Genomic DNA, 14,561 nt, shown 5'->3' on the forward strand with positions numbered 1-14,561 from the left:
TTTTATGGAGCGCTTACGAAGGAGTGCTCTAAGAGCTCGTTCTTGAGATCGTCGGTCATGTCGAGCGGCTCAGCGAACTTTACGCCGACAATCCAACCTTTTTGAAGCTTTTTGATATTGGCCACAGAGCAGCGGTTTTCCTCATCGATATGCTCACTGAGGGGAGATTCGATGGTGATGGTGTCACCAACGGCGAACTCTGGTTCAATCAACGTGGAAATGCCACAACCGGAGAGCGAGAAATCGACTAAGTTGCTTTCGTACCTATTGCTCATGTGATCGATAGTACATGCCAATTGCAATTTATATCGCTCATGCTCTCTTACTGGCTTCGTAGCAAAAGTGGCTGGAATCCTCACAAACAGCAGTGGGGAAGGGCGTAGCAAGTTCATCAATACACTGGTTTTAAACGCAACAACGTGCCCAAGGTCGGTATCGGACACACCGCGAATAACAACGTCCACATTGTTGAGCTTTCTTAGTGCTTGCTCTTCGAGTAAGCGAGTGGGTATATCGAGAATAATATACGCGTTTTCTTTTAAGCCAAGATAATTTGCAGCATAAATGTACTTTTCTTCCGGACCAAACTCGAAGTTAATCGAGACTCGCATTCCTGTTTTTAGGAACTTATGCAGTTCATCATTAGTGTGAGTTGAAGGCATAACTTCTGACGTTTTAAATTCTTATCGCAGTAGGTTATCAAATCGCTGTTTTTGCTTTCAATAGGAGAGATGAAAAGTTATGCATTTTTGTTCTTATCTGTGAACAGGGGGCCGATAATTTTGGCTAGGATCTTGTCTCATCAAGACATTACTTGCGACGATACTGCCACAGGTGACAAGCAGCAACGCACACCAAGTGAGAGTATCAGGTTGTTCGTTAAAGACTGGAATCGCTAATAAAGTTGCCAATACGGGCGTTAATGACCCAAATGCAGCACTGGCTTCCGCTCCTATCGTTCTAACGGCATAAAGAAAGGTGAAAGAGGCAATCAGACCTGCGCCAACCCCTTGCAGCAGTAGATGACCAACTAATTCATTCCAAGGCCATTGCTTGATAGACGTTGTCGCAAGGTAGCTATCAAGCCAACCAAACCCCACGGCGATAACGAGCATGGCAAAAGAAATGACCGATACAAAACCTGCGCAAACATAGGCGTTTAAGTTCGCCACGCGCGCACTAATCGTAAAGATTGCCCACATCAGGCTGCCAACCAAAAATAAGCTGTGTCCCTTAAGTTGTAGCCAGTTATATTCGGCCCCTAAGTTGGACAGTAAAAACACCAGAATGCCAAGTAATACGGCTGATAAGCCAATAACGCGATGTTGACTCAATGGTTGCTGATAACACAAGACAGCGATAGCAGAGACAAATAGCGGTAACGTCCCTGGAATTAAAGCACTGCCATGAGAAACAGGCGCATAGTGCATCGCAGTACCTGCAATCAGAAGATAAGGCAGACCACTGCCTACAATGATGCCGAGTAAATACTTACTTGGCACCGCGCGTATTTGGTTCATGGACTTGAGCACAAACGGCAGTAATACCGCGGCAGGAATAAGAAAGCGTGCTAAAGCGATGTCTGCAGGCTGAAGATCTGATATTGCGCCTCCGCGCAGAGAGAGAAAAAATCCTGACCAAAGAAAAAGCGTTGTAATGATTGCAGCGTATCCAAGTGCCATAAGGCATTCCGAGTGTTTGTAAATGATGTGTTAATTATTGAATGAAAGTGACGCTCAATGGTGGCAAAATATGACCGAATAAAACTTAAACTTAGTGAATTTCATCTTGGTATGGATAATATATGGTGAAATTTGGCAAGGAAGGCGGAATGGATAAAATTGATCGACTGTTATTGGATTTGATACAGCAAGATGCGACGATGACAACCAGTGAGCTCGCGGATAAGGTGGGGCTTTCTGCTTCTCCCTGTGCGAGAAGGATTAAGCGCCTCGAACAAGACGGGGTGATCAGTGGCTATCGAGCGATGATTTCTCGGGAGCGAGCAGGTATCGCAATGACGGTGTTTGTCGAAGTCAGCCTCAATAATCATCAGGCAATATCGATTGATGACTTTGAGCAAGCGATCAGCGATATGGAAGAGGTCATTTCATGCCATGTTGTTTCCGGAGCGTATGACTATCTGCTAGAAGTTGTGAGCAAAGATCTCACGGGTTACGAAGCATTCACGCGCAAGTTGCAAAGGCTTGAAAACGTCAAAGACATCCATACACATCTGGCCATCCGTCAAGTTAAAGGCAACGGTAACCTACCGGTTTACTCATAACTACGACGGTTTACAGCTCACTCTTACGCTCAGGTAGCAAGGCATTATGAAATGGCTCGATAGATTACGCATCGCTCATTACCACCGAAAAAGACACAAGCAGTTTGGTGCCGACAAAGCTCGAACTTTAGGTTGGCAAGACACCTTTAGCCAAATCACGCGCTTTGAAGCTTTGTGCCGTGACTTGCATTTGGACGGAGCGAGCATTCTCGACGTTGGCTGTGGCTACGGAGATTTGCTGGCGTTCATTGAACAAGCAGGGCATCGACCGAGCTTTTATGTGGGTATCGATCAGCAGAGGCGGTTTATTGCTGATTCACGCAGACGTCTCTTCCAAACAGAAAATCAGTTTATGCGTGGTGACTTTTCTAAACTTATCTTGCCTAGAGTAGACTATGTGGTTGCGTCAGGCTCGCTGAACTACCAATCAACCAACCCGAGCCATACGGTCGAGATGATTGACAAAATGTATCATGCGGCAAACTTGGCTTGTGCTTTTAACTTGTTGGATGAGGCTAAATTGCCAAGTATGAGGATGTTGGAGTCCCACAACAAAGAGGGAATACTGCGTTATTGTAAGCTGTTGAGTGAGCGGAGTTATCTCATCGAGGGGTATTCCGACCATGATTTCACGGTGGTGATGCCTAAGCTGATCAAATAGCGCGCAATAAAAAACGGGGCCAGTTTCCTGTCTCCGTTTGAAATATTCTTTTAAGCCTTATTGGTATTTGTATTTTGAGATCTCACAGTTACCTGTGTGTCTATCAACCTTAAATGAGAACGCGGCTGAATGGTACTCCCTCCCATCGCTCCAAATTGTCTCTCCGAAGATTTTACATAGGTCCAAATCACTGATTGAACCGAACTCTTTAACGTGCCTAACTACTGACAAAAACTTGGCTTTGGTAGCATTAGGACAATCCCTGTTACTTAATCGATTGATAACCATTGGTTTAGTATCATCTCCAGCCAAATGTGACTTTATATTAAATTTTGTTAATGGGTAAATTACCCAAAAACTGGTCGCAAGTAAAGCGTTATTGTGACGTACCTCTCTATAAATTGACATGATTGCCTATTAATTGCTCAATTTCATTAAAGGGAACAATCCCAATATGAATAGGGTTATTGAGGCACATTTTGAGCGTATTTCAACGCGCTGGCTTCTTTAGCGTACAGCTGTGCTAAACCCAAATATTGTGTTGCTAGTTGCGTATAGTCTTTAGCAAGCTCGGAGGCGTTGATTTGATACCACTCTGCGCTAATTTGATTCGCTTTTTCATCCGAAATCTCACACTTATCGGCGAGTTTTTCCCAGCCGTTGGCCATCCATGTCGATTCTTTGCTGAGTTTTGCTAATGCGTTAGCTTTGTCAGTGAGCTCTCTTTGGTACTGAATCGACGCTTCAAGTTGATTATGGAAAGCGCGTTGGTTGGTTTGCGCGCGCCATAAGAGCGTCAGCTCATGGGGTGAGAAGGTCTGTGAGAGTAACTGTCGTTGCTTGTGCTCGGTTAAGAGTGCATTGAATGTCTCAACATACTGATTGTAGTTGGACTCTAAACGGTTGAATTGGGTAAGATTGTCATTCCAAGATGCGTGATCACACTGAATGCTTGCGTAAGCAGGAAGTGGGAATAGTAGCAATATCCATTTGAACTTATTCATCATTCTCTTCACGTTGGTTAGTTGACGCATCTGTTATGCACCTTCTGTCATTATAGTTACTATGGCGATACTTATTGCTTAAGTAATGCTGTGTAAGGAACAAAAAGGAATAGAACATGAAGAAGGCCCTGATAGCACTGGTTATTCTGCTCTTATTTGGTGGGGCTGGAGCTGGGTATTACTTTTTCTTTATGCAGAAAGAAGAGCCCGTTGCTGAACAAGAGCAAGAACCAGAAAAGCCGAATGAGCCAGCAGAGAAGCCGAAACCAATCATGGACCTAGAGGCTCCTGCACCCGAGATCACGGAATACTACGTAATAGAGCGACGTATTGATGTTTATAACAAGCCTGAGCACCAAGCGTTAGTCGTTGACTCATTGTACAAAGGAGAGAAGGTCTCTGTACTGGAAAAGGTCGATGGCTGGTTTCGACTATCGGATTATATTGTGTATGAAGAGGGTGGGGAAGAAACAGCAGAATGGGTCGATTCAAAAGGGTTATCTGATGCTGAGCCTGTTATCAAAGAACATGAGCGTTTAGAAATTCTAGATGGTTACTTACAAAAATCAGACGATTTAAAAACGCACCTCGATATGTTTCGAAACAAAACCCAGCAGTTACTGGATGACGAGACATGTGACCCAAGTGATTTTGAAGAATTGGGCGGCTGGGTTCGCTCAGTGACATACAAGACGCGTAATGTGTACTTCATCTATTGTGGTGGGCTAGAGCAAGAAAACAAAATCTATTTGGATGTCGATAAAGGCGAAATATTTTACCGATGAATATCGCGTCAGCCCCTATGGCAATTGCTTTCCATGGTTGAAAACAGAGATTTATAACTTTTTAGTTGTTAAGTATAAGCAATAGGAATACTATCACCGAGCTGAGTTGAAGAACTCGGCTCGTTTTGTTTTAAGTGAGCTATCATGCCTTGGATTTACGTTAGAAAACTGCTTTTGTTGCTTCTTGCAATGGCTTTGTCGCCACTGCAGGCGTCGGCTGCACAAGTAGAACAGAAATCCTATTTGCCTCACTTCTCCAAGTTGCAGCCATTTACTGCAACCAGCTCTACATCAAGTTCACCTGTGGATTTTGCGGAATTCACAGAAGATAGCACCCAGTCTCCAGTTTCTGAAAGCCATGCTTTCCAAGACTCTCTTGCTATCTTTAATTCTCAACGTTGGACATCGCACCTGCGTGAGAATATCGAAGACGAACACATTGACTTCATTGGCGATTTAAATGCGCCATTTTATGCTGATGCTGGCTACGCTTATAGCCTAATGGACATCAGTTGGCGTCAAAACCAATCTGTATTTAATCACTTCGTTAGCGACCATCGTCTTTCCGGCTGGAAAGAAACCAACGCCATGTACGTCGCGCTTAATAGTCAATTTTCTGCGTAGGCACCATCACTCTGCACACCTTGTGCGTTCTTAACACGATAACTCTTCAACAGGGCCACTAAATCTCTGGGCATTCTGTACCTGCATATCGTTCAGGTAAGCGTTTTGTCGTGTCTTGAATTTAATTATTTAAAGCTTCACTGCTCAGTGAAGGGATGATGTTTACATGAAGAAAACACCAAAACCACAAAAGAACAGAAAAGTGCTGAATCATTACTCAGCATGGAAATACGTCGTACTTATTACGACCGTTATTATTTTAACCTTGAGCGCGATCCCAACCTGGTTTGGTGAGCAGCCTTCTATTCAGGTCACGTTTGCTGACCAAAGCAACAGTGCGATGTCAGTGGTCCAGCTAGACCAACTGTTGAAAACGCATCATATTCCTGCGTCTAAGATCATTGAGAAAGACGGAAAAACCACCATCGTTTTTGATGGCGAAGACGCGCAAAGTAAAGCACGCGCATTGCTTAACGAGCAGCTAGACAAAGACGACAGCATTACGTTCTCTTACGTTTCTGTTGCACCTGAATGGTTGAATGAAATGGGCTTTAGCCCGATCAAACTTGGTCTTGACCTTCGTGGCGGCGTGCAATTCCTACTAAACGTAGATGTGAACAAAGCGTTCGAGGAACAACGTGATACATTGGTTGATGAGATCAAAGCAAATCTGCGTGAAGAGCGTATTCGCGGTGTTCAAGTTCGTGCAGAGGCGCACAACCACATCGCAGTAAACAGCGAGAACGAAGCGGGTCTCAAAGCGGCAAGCCAATTCATTCGTCAAAACTACCCTGGTTGGACAATGACTGGCTCAGATCGCGGCTTTGAGCTTCAGCCAAGTGAACAGAACATCCAAGAATTCCAAACCACAACACTTCAACAAAACTTGAAGATCATGCGTGGTCGTATCGAAGAGCTGGGTATTACAGAAGCGTTGGTTCAACGCCAAGGCAAAGAGAGTATCCGTATTGAGCTTCCAGGTGTTCAAGATCCAGCACAAGCGAAAAACGTTATCGGTGCAACAGCCAGCCTTGCGTTCTATGAAGTAAAAGACGCAGGTCAAGCTCGTAGTAGCCAAGACCTTGTATTGAAAGACAACGACGGTCGTACAGTAATTCTGACTAAGCGCCCAGTATTAACGGGTGAGCACATTGTAAACGCACGTGCTGGCGTCGACAAAATGGGTATGTCAGAAGTAAACATCTCTCTAGACCACGCGGGTGGCAAGAAGATGAGTGACTTCTCTGCAACACACATCGGCAAACCAATGGCGACCGTATACCGCGAGTACAAAACGGACGAACGTGGTATGACAGAGCGTAGTGAGCGTGTCATCAGTGTAGCAACTATCCAGTCTCAACTTGGTAGCCAATTCCGCATCACAGGTGCGGGTAGCATGGATGAAGCACAACAGCTTGCGCTGCTTCTGCGTGCGGGCTCTCTAACAGCGCCAGTGACGATCGTTGAAGAACGTACAATTGGTGCATCTCTAGGTGCAGAAAACATCCAAAACGGTTTTGCTGCTCTAGCACTAGGTATGGGTCTAACCCTGACATTTATGGCGCTTTGGTACCGTCGTCTTGGTTGGGTCGCGAACGTGGCTTTGTGTGCAAACATGCTTTGCTTGCTTGGTCTAATCGCACTGCTTCCTGGCGCCGTGCTAACGCTTCCTGGTATTGCTGGTTTGGTTCTGACTGTCGGTATGGCGGTGGATACCAACGTGATTATCTTTGAACGCATCAAAGACAAAATGCGTGAAGGCCGCAGCTTCGCTCAAGCGATCGACCTCGGCTTCGACAGTGCATTCGCAACTATCCTTGATGCCAACATCACCACCATGATCACTGCTGTGATTCTATACGCGATTGGTAACGGTCCAATCCAAGGCTTCGCGCTAACGCTAGGCTTGGGTTTGATGACCAGTATGTTTACAGGCGTATTCGCTTCTCGTGCAATGATCAATTTAATTTGGGGCCGCGATGGCCGTCGTGATGTGAGGGTTTAATCATGGTCGAAATGCTAAAACAAAATATCCGTAAGATTCGTTACTTCACGACTGCTGTATCGGTAGTTCTAACGATTATTGCTCTTGTTGCTCTGGGAATGAAAGGGCTTAACCTAGGTCTAGACTTCACTGGTGGTATGGTTACTGAAGTGAAAGTCGATAAACAATTGACTAACTATGATCTGCTTAACGCACTTCAACCAAAGCTTGGCGAATCAACATCAGTCACGCGTTCAGGTGAAGATGGCCGTTGGGTGATTCGTTACTCTGCACCTGCAGAAGGTCAAACACTACCGAGCGTAGCAGATGTGCTTAAACCAATCTCACACCAAGTTGATGTGGTAAGTAACAGCATCGTTGGTGCTCAAGTAGGTCAAGATCTGTTTGATCAAGGTGGTTTAGCACTATTGATTTCAGTACTGACGATTCTTGGTTACTTGTGTTTCCGCTTTGAGTGGCGTTTGGCAAGTGGTTCGCTGTTTGCTCTGGCACACGACGTTATCTTAGTCCTCGGCTTCTTTGCAATCACGCAAATGGAGTTCAACCTAACGGTGTTTGCGGCGATTCTGGCAATTCTTGGCTACTCGTTGAATGACTCGATCATCATCGCAGACCGCATTCGTGAACTGCTGGTGGCTAAGCAAAACTGGAAAACAGAGCAAATCAACGACGAAGCAGTACTGGCGACATTCTCACGTACTATGGTGACGTCAGGTACTACTCTGATCACCGTTGGCGCGCTGTGGATTATGGGCGGCTCAGCTTTGGCTGGCTTCTCGACTGCAATGTTTATCGGCGTACTATCTGGTACGTGGTCATCTATCTCGATTGGTACGGTGCTTCCTGAATGGTTGAAGCTAGAACCAAAACACTACCTACCAGTAGAGATCGACACTGCACCATAATACTTGGTGTGTAAGGTAAAAGTGCTTGCGCCACTCAATTTGAGTGGCGCTTTTTTATCTAGAGAAACGAGAAACGAGAAACGAGAAACGAGAAACGAGAAACGAAGTAGAAGAGGGCGTTATTTGACTCTCATCAGTCGATGTTTGACTGAGCCCAAATCAAACTCGATAATCTGGGAGCGCTTCATTGATTCTACTTTGGTGAGCATGGAATCTTTGTAGCCTTTCTTTTTCATCCACTGTAACGGCTCAGAGAAGCTGTCCTCATTGACCACATAAGACTCTCCTTTGTGTTCACCAGTGTAGACATTTACTACCCATACTCGAGCATGGAAATCCAATACCTCACCGATGGCCTGTTTGAGCTTATCTAAAATTTTCTTCATAACTCGGACTTTCTATCGAAAACGCTTTCTTTAACTCATCAACAGCCATACACCCACACCCATCATCAAGGTGCCAGCGATTCGGTTCATCAAGCGGACGTTTTTTGATTGCCCCAGCAAACGCTTCAAGCCTTTGCCACCTGTGGCGTAAAGCGACATACAAATGAACTCGAACATCAGAATAACCGAAACAAGTACGATCAGCTGAGGCGCAAGAGCGGCATTTTGATTGATAAAAGGTGGCAGAAGGGAAATCATAAACGCCCAACCTTTAGGGTTGGCGATTGCGGTGACAAAGCCCTGTAAAACCAAATCCCAGTTGCCACTAGTCGGGACATCAACATTCTCAACGTTGATGGCGAGTTTGCCACGTGAGCGCCACATTTCGATGCCTAAATAGAGAAGGTAGCCACCACCAATTAATTTAAGGGCGGTGAATAACCAAGGATAATTCAGCATTATTGCAGCGATGCCCAATACCGCAGAGACAGACACCAGTGCCACGCCAACCAGTTCACCAGCCATCATCCATAGGGTTCGGCGATACCCAATACTCATTCCTAACGTGAGAGCAAGGGTCATACACATCCCAGGCGTGATCGAAACAAAAAAGAAGGTAGGGATGAACATGGTTAGCAAAGCGGTATTCATGAATATTGATGATTATGTAATTTAGGAGTTAGGGCTCAAAGATAGTGCAAAGTGACGCTCAATGCCACCTTTAAAGAAAATAGTCATGGGGAGCATAGGGCTAACATTCAGCTGTTTAATAAAATCTAAATAGCAATTAAATGCGTGCGACATATTAGTGCGCCTTTGCACCAAATAATGGCAAGAATAGATAAGTCTCTGTGTTTCTATTTATAAAATTGAATCATATTTTTGGTATTAATTGTTAATTAAATGGATTTCTTTTTTATCAGTAAAGGTCAAAGTTGAACTCGCTGTTTTTAAGTATTTTATAGGTAAGTAAATGATATATTTAACATTTGGTAGTGTAAGCTTTGAAGGTATTTATCTAATGATTTGATTGAGACTTATTAGTTAAAAAAGAAAGATGATCTTAAACTACTTGCAAATGTAACGTAGATGAAAAATCACCTAAGTGATTGAATATATGATGGTTTACATTTTAATTTAGTAATCTGTTTTTATTTAAAGTTCTTTTCTATCAATGACTTAATCTGGATTAACGTTTTTATAACATTTCATTCTGAGTGAGATCTAAATCAATCTTATGCAAATGATTTGGTTTTTTATTTGAAATGTAACAATTCTAGGTTAACTTAAAAATAAAGGCGGCAGAGGATTTGTTGCCACAAGAATATATTAACACGTCAGTTGGCGAAGAATTTCGCCAGTGTCTTAATTCGCTTTTTTAATGCCGTTAAGAATGGAGTCTTTTTAATGAAGAAAGTCGCTTTGATCACCGGATCAAAAGGCGGAATTGGTTCTGCAATTTCCTCTCAACTAGTGAATGATGGTTACCGCGTTATTGCAACGTATTTTACTGGTAAATATGAGTGTGCTTTGGAATGGTTTAATGAAAAAGGGTTTACCAAAGATCAGGTTCGCCTTTTTGAATTAGACGTGACCGACACCGCTCAGTGTGCTGAGAAATTGGCACTTATCCTCGAGGAAGAAGGGACAATAGACGTCGTTATCAACAACGCAGGTATTACACGTGATGGCGTGTTCAAAAAGATGACTGCTCAAGCTTGGAACGACGTGATCAATACCAACTTAAATAGCTTGTTCAATGTGACGCAGCCACTTTTCGCAGCCATGTGTGAAAAAGGTGGTGGTCGCATCATCAATATCTCTTCTGTGAATGGTCTGAAAGGGCAGTTTGGGCAAGCAAACTACTCGGCAGCAAAAGCTGGCATGATTGGATTCTCCAAAGCATTAGCCTACGAGGGCGCACGCTCAGGCGTCACAGTAAATGTTATTGCCCCGGGATACACAGGCACTCCAATGGTTGAGCAGATGAAACCAGAAGTGCTTGAGTCGATCACGAGTCAAATTCCAATGAAGCGTCTGGCGACGCCAGAAGAAATTGCTGCATCAGTGAGCTTTTTAGTAAGTGATGCAGGCGCGTACATCACCGGCGAAACATTGTCGGTGAATGGCGGCCTATACATGCACTAAGGAGTATTGATGCTGGAAAAAGTATTTATTGTTGCTGCGAAACGTACCCCAATTGGCGCATTTGGTGGAAGTCTAAAAAATACCTCAGCAGGTAATCTTGCTGCGGTCGCGATTAAAGGCGCGCTTGAGGCTGCATCACTTTCTGCCGATAAGGTTGATGAAGTGATCGTTGGTAACGTGATTGCTGCGGGCCAAGGCATGGGTGTTGGGCGCCAAGCAGCGTTGTTTGCTGGTATTCCAGAGTCAGTCCCTGCATATGGCGTCAACATGGTTTGCGGCAGTGGTATGAAAACCGTCATGGATGGCGTTTCTCATATTCGCAGTGGCGATGCAGAAGTCGTTGTAGCAGCGGGCGTTGAGGTAATGTCGCAAATCCCATTCATCGTGCCAAGCGTTGTGCGCGACGGTAACAAAATGGGCAACATGGAGTTGAAAGATCTCCTTATTGCTGACGGTTTGACGGACGTTTACAACCGATATCATATGGGCGTAACGGCAGAGAATGTGGCTAAGGAAATGGGTTTATCGCGTCAACAACAAGACGAATATGCACTCTCAAGCCAACAAAAAGCGGTGGCAGCGATTGAAGCAGGCAAATTCAAAGACGAAATTGTTCCTGTAGAAGTCAAGCAACGTCGCGAAACTGTTGTATTTGATACGGATGAATACCCAAAAGCAAACGCGACACTAGAAGGCTTGAGCAAGCTACGCCCTGCGTTTGACCGTGAAGGTACAGTAACCGCAGGTAACGCTTCAGGCATAAACGACGGAGCAAGTGCCATCATTTTAGCATCAGAAAGCGCGGTTCAAGCGCACGGCTTAACGCCAATTGCTGAAGTGGTGAGCTACGCTCAATCAGGTTTAGATCCTAAGGTTATGGGTCTTGGTCCTGTGGAATCAGTCAACAAGGCGTTGCAAAAAGCCGAGCTGAAAACCAGCGACATTGATGTTTATGAATTGAATGAAGCCTTTGCTGCGCAAGCGCTAGGTGTGATTCATAAACTGGCAGAAACCAACCAAGTACCAGTGAGCTCAATTCAAGATAAGGCCAACTTTAATGGTGGCGCTATCGCGTTGGGTCACCCACTCGGTGCGTCGGGTAACCGTATTCTGGTTACGCTAGTACACGAACTTCACAAACAAGACGGTCAATACGGTGTTGCTTCACTTTGTGTGGGCGGCGGTATGGGCACGGCTGTGGTTGTAAAAGCAGTTAAATAGTTATTTAAACGGAAATTTTTAATTCTTTCTCTAGGAGATAAACCATGTACACTGATTTCTTCAAAACTTTTAGCGATCAAACTGAAAAGAATCTAGAACCATACTTGAAGTTCAACAAGCTAGTGACAAAGAACGTAGAAGTTCTTACTGAGCTACAATTGAACGCAATCCGTACATACAGCGAAGTTGGCCTAAATCAAATGAAAGCGGCGTCAGAAATCAAAGACGTGACTTCTTTAACCGCTTTCAACAGCCAACAACTTACCGTTCTTACTAAGCTTTCTCAGCAGATGATGGATGACAGCAACAAGCTGCAAGCTATCGCGAAAGAATTCAAAGAAGACGTTGAGCAAATGACTTCGGAAAACCTAAAGACTGTTACTCCTGCGTAATATGTCCACTTATCGCCGCCCGCATTCTTGGGCGGCGTTGTTTTTTCCGAATATAGGAGTAAGACTATGTTTCAACACTTCTTTTCGGACTATCTTGTAAAGCTTCAGGAAACCAATCATCAGTGGTGGCATGATTTCGAAGTGAACAAGGCAGTCGTGAATTCTCCTTTGAATAAGGCTATGCAAGAAGTGAACTTCGAGGATACTGCTAAACTGTTCGAACAAGCGGCGAACCAACCTGCTGCCATCTTGAAATTGCAAGCAGAGTGGTGGGAACAGCAGCTTCAAATTTGGCAGAATGTCGCTCTCGCAGGCAATCAAACACAGATTATTGAAGCAGAGAAGGGTGATAAGCGTTTCTCAAACGATGCTTGGCAGCAAGAAGCCATGTACAGCTTTATCAAACAATCTTATTTGTTATTTAGCAAAACCTACCTAGACACACTCGACTCAATCGAAGGGTTGGATGAGAAAACCAAAGAGCGTATTACCTTCTTCTCTCGTCAAGCCATCAACGCACTTTCCCCATCAAACTTCATTGCGACTAACCCTGAGCTGCTAAAACTCACTCTTGAGCAAAATGGTGAGAACCTCCTAACGGGTTTAGAGAAGTTAAAAGAAGATGTCGAGTCGAGTGCGGATATTCTCAAAGTGCGCATGACCAACAACAATGCGTTTCGTGTCGGTGATGACGTTGCAACGACAGCGGGCGATGTGGTTTTCCAAAACGAACTATTTGAGTTGATTCAGTATCGTCCGTTGACAGAGAAAGTGAATGCGACACCGTTGCTGATCGTTCCACCTTTTATTAATAAATACTACATCCTTGACCTAACGGCGAAGAACTCCATGGTTCGTTGGCTATTAGAGCAAGGCCATAGCGTATTTATGATGTCGTGGCGAAACCCAGGTAAAGAGCAGGCTCACGTTGAGTTTGGTGACTACGTGACGGAAGGCGTCGCTAAAGCTGTGACTGCAATTGAAGACATCACAGGTCAAGAGCAAATCAACGCAGCGGGTTATTGCATTGGTGGTACGGTTCTGGCGAGCACGGTGGCGTACTATGCTGCGAAGCGTATGAAGAAGCGCATTAAGTCTGCAAGCTTCTTTACCACGCTACTGGACTTCTCTCAGCCGGGCGAAGTAGGGGCGTACATCAACGACACGATTATTAGTGCCATTGAAACGCAGAATAATGCGAAAGGTTACATGGACGGTCGTTCGTTAAGTGTGACATTTAGCTTACTCCGCGAAAACAGTCTGTACTGGAACTACTATGTCGATAATTACTTGAAAGGTAATAGCCCGGTTGATTTTGATCTGCTTTACTGGAACAGCGACAGTACGAACGTGAGTGCCGCTTCTCATAACTTCTTATTGCGTGAACTCTATCTAGAGAACAAGCTAGTCCAAGACAAGGGCGTGAAGATCGGTGGCGTGTGGATCGACCTTAATAAGATTAAGATCCCAAGCTATTTTCTGTCGACCAAAGAAGACCATATCGCGTTGTGGCAGGGTACATATCGCGGCGCACTAAACACAGGTGGCAACAAGACCTTTGTTTTGGGTGAATCAGGGCACATTGCTGGTATCGTCAATCACCCTGCAAAAAACAAATACGGCTATTGGCTAAACGACAACCTTGATGACTCGGCAGATGAGTGGTTTAACAACGCGAATCATCAAGAAGGCTCTTGGTGGACGCATTGGCATCAATGGCTGTTGCAATTCAACCCAGAAGAGCAAGTTGAACCATTCCCAGTGGGTTCTGAGCAGAACCCTGTGATTGATGAAGCGCCTGGTCAATACGTAAAGCAAGTTTTGCCTATTAAAGAGTCCTAAACTGCTCCTCACAGCAGTCTCATTTGGCGGCCTACTATAGTGGTCGCCTTTTTTGTTTCTAACGTTTCAGGTTAAAGCGGGGAAGGATACAGTAATTGTCTTGAGGGTTTCTGAATGTGGGGCAGAGTGTAAGCGCTCCATAAAGCCCGCATTCTAATCGCCTAGCGCGAAGAATAAGATCAAGTCTCCAACCATGAGGAGATTTGAAATGGGAAAACGACACACTAATCAAGAATGGCAAACGCTCATCGAGCAGTCTGAATCGAGTTCATTGTCAACGCTTGCATTTTGTAAGCTTAAT

15 protein-coding genes and 1 pseudogene are annotated in these 14,561 nt (G+C 44.6%); 11 read left to right on the forward strand and 5 right to left on the reverse strand.

The window, feature by feature from the left end:
* Window positions 1–2: 2 nt before the first annotated feature.
* Window positions 3–662 (reverse strand): PilZ domain-containing protein, encoded by a 660-nt coding sequence (locus tag KIV40_RS22570; RefSeq protein WP_285351415.1) that lies wholly within the window; start codon window positions 660–662, stop codon window positions 3–5.
* Between the two features lie 93 nt (window positions 663–755).
* A complete protein-coding gene (locus tag KIV40_RS22575) occupies window positions 756–1,682 on the reverse strand; it encodes a DMT family transporter (RefSeq protein WP_012129032.1) in 927 nt (308 codons plus the stop codon).
* Between the two features lie 149 nt (window positions 1,683–1,831).
* Between KIV40_RS22575 and KIV40_RS22580 the strand changes: the two genes are divergently transcribed.
* Together KIV40_RS22580 and KIV40_RS22585 are read left to right on the forward strand one after the other, a co-directional pair.
* The gene (locus KIV40_RS22580) at window positions 1,832–2,287 is read left to right on the forward strand and encodes an Lrp/AsnC family transcriptional regulator (RefSeq protein ID WP_041853553.1); all 456 of its coding nucleotides are present in this window, start codon (window positions 1,832–1,834) and stop codon (window positions 2,285–2,287) included.
* Window positions 2,288–2,333: 46 nt separating this feature from the next.
* Window positions 2,334–2,948 (forward strand): bifunctional 2-polyprenyl-6-hydroxyphenol methylase/3-demethylubiquinol 3-O-methyltransferase UbiG, encoded by a 615-nt coding sequence (locus KIV40_RS22585; RefSeq protein ID WP_012129034.1) that lies wholly within the window; start codon window positions 2,334–2,336, stop codon window positions 2,946–2,948.
* A 464-nt stretch (window positions 2,949–3,412) separates the two neighbouring features.
* Here the strand turns inward: KIV40_RS22585 and KIV40_RS22590 are convergent, their stop codons facing one another.
* Window positions 3,413–3,955 carry a hypothetical protein gene (locus KIV40_RS22590; RefSeq protein WP_041853666.1) on the reverse strand — a complete coding sequence of 181 codons (543 nt, stop codon included), beginning with the start codon at window positions 3,953–3,955 and terminating at the stop codon, window positions 3,413–3,415.
* A 113-nt stretch (window positions 3,956–4,068) separates the two neighbouring features.
* Here KIV40_RS22590 and KIV40_RS22595 point away from each other — a divergent pair, with 113 nt between their 5' ends.
* The 4 genes from KIV40_RS22595 to secF all read left to right on the forward strand — a co-directional run bounded on the left by KIV40_RS22595 (window position 4,069) and on the right by secF (window position 8,271).
* Complete coding sequence (locus tag KIV40_RS22595; RefSeq protein ID WP_012129036.1) at window positions 4,069–4,737, forward strand: SH3 domain-containing protein; 669 nt, start codon at window positions 4,069–4,071, stop codon at window positions 4,735–4,737.
* A 144-nt stretch (window positions 4,738–4,881) separates the two neighbouring features.
* Window positions 4,882–5,361: a hypothetical protein gene (locus KIV40_RS22600; protein WP_285351417.1), complete on the forward strand. Its 480-nt coding sequence runs from the start codon at window positions 4,882–4,884 to the stop codon at window positions 5,359–5,361.
* 166 nt (window positions 5,362–5,527) lie between these two features.
* A complete protein-coding gene (secD, locus tag KIV40_RS22605; RefSeq protein WP_285351418.1) occupies window positions 5,528–7,366 on the forward strand; it encodes a protein translocase subunit SecD in 1,839 nt (612 codons plus the stop codon).
* A gap of 2 nt (window positions 7,367–7,368) precedes the next feature.
* A complete protein-coding gene (secF, locus tag KIV40_RS22610; protein ID WP_012129039.1) occupies window positions 7,369–8,271 on the forward strand; it encodes a protein translocase subunit SecF in 903 nt (300 codons plus the stop codon).
* A 119-nt stretch (window positions 8,272–8,390) separates the two neighbouring features.
* Here secF and KIV40_RS22615 read toward each other — a convergent pair whose 3' ends face one another.
* Both KIV40_RS22615 and KIV40_RS22620 read right to left on the reverse strand, forming a co-directional pair.
* Complete coding sequence (locus KIV40_RS22615; protein ID WP_012129040.1) at window positions 8,391–8,657, reverse strand: hypothetical protein; 267 nt, start codon at window positions 8,655–8,657, stop codon at window positions 8,391–8,393.
* A 30-nt stretch (window positions 8,658–8,687) separates the two neighbouring features.
* Complete coding sequence (locus KIV40_RS22620; RefSeq protein ID WP_285351419.1) at window positions 8,688–9,308, reverse strand: LysE family translocator; 621 nt, start codon at window positions 9,306–9,308, stop codon at window positions 8,688–8,690.
* A 756-nt stretch (window positions 9,309–10,064) separates the two neighbouring features.
* Between KIV40_RS22620 and KIV40_RS22625 the strand changes: the two genes are divergently transcribed.
* From KIV40_RS22625 to KIV40_RS35475, 5 genes and pseudogenes are all read left to right on the forward strand, one after another.
* Window positions 10,065–10,805 (forward strand): SDR family oxidoreductase, encoded by a 741-nt coding sequence (locus KIV40_RS22625; protein ID WP_005433356.1) that lies wholly within the window; start codon window positions 10,065–10,067, stop codon window positions 10,803–10,805.
* Window positions 10,806–10,817: 12 nt separating this feature from the next.
* Window positions 10,818–12,026, forward strand: a complete 1,209-nt coding sequence (locus KIV40_RS22630) for an acetyl-CoA C-acetyltransferase (protein ID WP_041853665.1) — start codon at window positions 10,818–10,820, stop codon at window positions 12,024–12,026.
* 44 nt (window positions 12,027–12,070) lie between these two features.
* On the forward strand, window positions 12,071–12,418 hold the full coding sequence (locus tag KIV40_RS22635) for a phasin family protein (protein WP_005433494.1): 348 nt from the start codon (window positions 12,071–12,073) through the stop codon (window positions 12,416–12,418).
* A gap of 66 nt (window positions 12,419–12,484) precedes the next feature.
* Entirely contained in the window at window positions 12,485–14,260 is a 1,776-nt protein-coding gene (gene phaC, locus KIV40_RS22640) for a class I poly(R)-hydroxyalkanoic acid synthase (protein ID WP_285351421.1), read from the forward strand.
* Window positions 14,261–14,468: 208 nt separating this feature from the next.
* Window positions 14,469–14,561, forward strand: a pseudogene (locus KIV40_RS35475) (IS66 family insertion sequence element accessory protein TnpB); the annotation flags it as partial.

It is taken from the genome of Vibrio sp. D173a, from assembly GCF_030248475.1.

Excerpts from the sequence above, each read along its gene's own strand:
- KIV40_RS22570 (WP_285351415.1), bottom strand. The coding sequence starts at position 662 with ATGCCTTCAACTCACACTAATGATGAACTGCATAAGTTCCTAAAAACA.
- KIV40_RS22575 (WP_012129032.1), bottom strand. The coding sequence starts at position 1,682 with ATGGCACTTGGATACGCTGCAATCATTACAACGCTTTTTCTTTGGTCA.
- KIV40_RS22580 (WP_041853553.1), top strand. The coding sequence starts at position 1,832 with ATGGATAAAATTGATCGACTGTTATTGGATTTGATACAGCAAGATGCG.
- KIV40_RS22585 (WP_012129034.1), top strand. The coding sequence starts at position 2,334 with ATGAAATGGCTCGATAGATTACGCATCGCTCATTACCACCGAAAAAGA.
- KIV40_RS22590 (WP_041853666.1), bottom strand. The coding sequence starts at position 3,955 with ATGATGAATAAGTTCAAATGGATATTGCTACTATTCCCACTTCCTGCT.
- KIV40_RS22595 (WP_012129036.1), top strand. The coding sequence starts at position 4,069 with ATGAAGAAGGCCCTGATAGCACTGGTTATTCTGCTCTTATTTGGTGGG.
- KIV40_RS22600 (WP_285351417.1), top strand. The coding sequence starts at position 4,882 with ATGCCTTGGATTTACGTTAGAAAACTGCTTTTGTTGCTTCTTGCAATG.
- secD (WP_285351418.1), top strand. The coding sequence starts at position 5,528 with ATGAAGAAAACACCAAAACCACAAAAGAACAGAAAAGTGCTGAATCAT.
- secF (WP_012129039.1), top strand. The coding sequence starts at position 7,369 with ATGGTCGAAATGCTAAAACAAAATATCCGTAAGATTCGTTACTTCACG.
- KIV40_RS22615 (WP_012129040.1), bottom strand. The coding sequence starts at position 8,657 with ATGAAGAAAATTTTAGATAAGCTCAAACAGGCCATCGGTGAGGTATTG.
- KIV40_RS22620 (WP_285351419.1), bottom strand. The coding sequence starts at position 9,308 with ATGAATACCGCTTTGCTAACCATGTTCATCCCTACCTTCTTTTTTGTT.
- KIV40_RS22625 (WP_005433356.1), top strand. The coding sequence starts at position 10,065 with ATGAAGAAAGTCGCTTTGATCACCGGATCAAAAGGCGGAATTGGTTCT.
- KIV40_RS22635 (WP_005433494.1), top strand. The coding sequence starts at position 12,071 with ATGTACACTGATTTCTTCAAAACTTTTAGCGATCAAACTGAAAAGAAT.
- phaC (WP_285351421.1), top strand. The coding sequence starts at position 12,485 with ATGTTTCAACACTTCTTTTCGGACTATCTTGTAAAGCTTCAGGAAACC.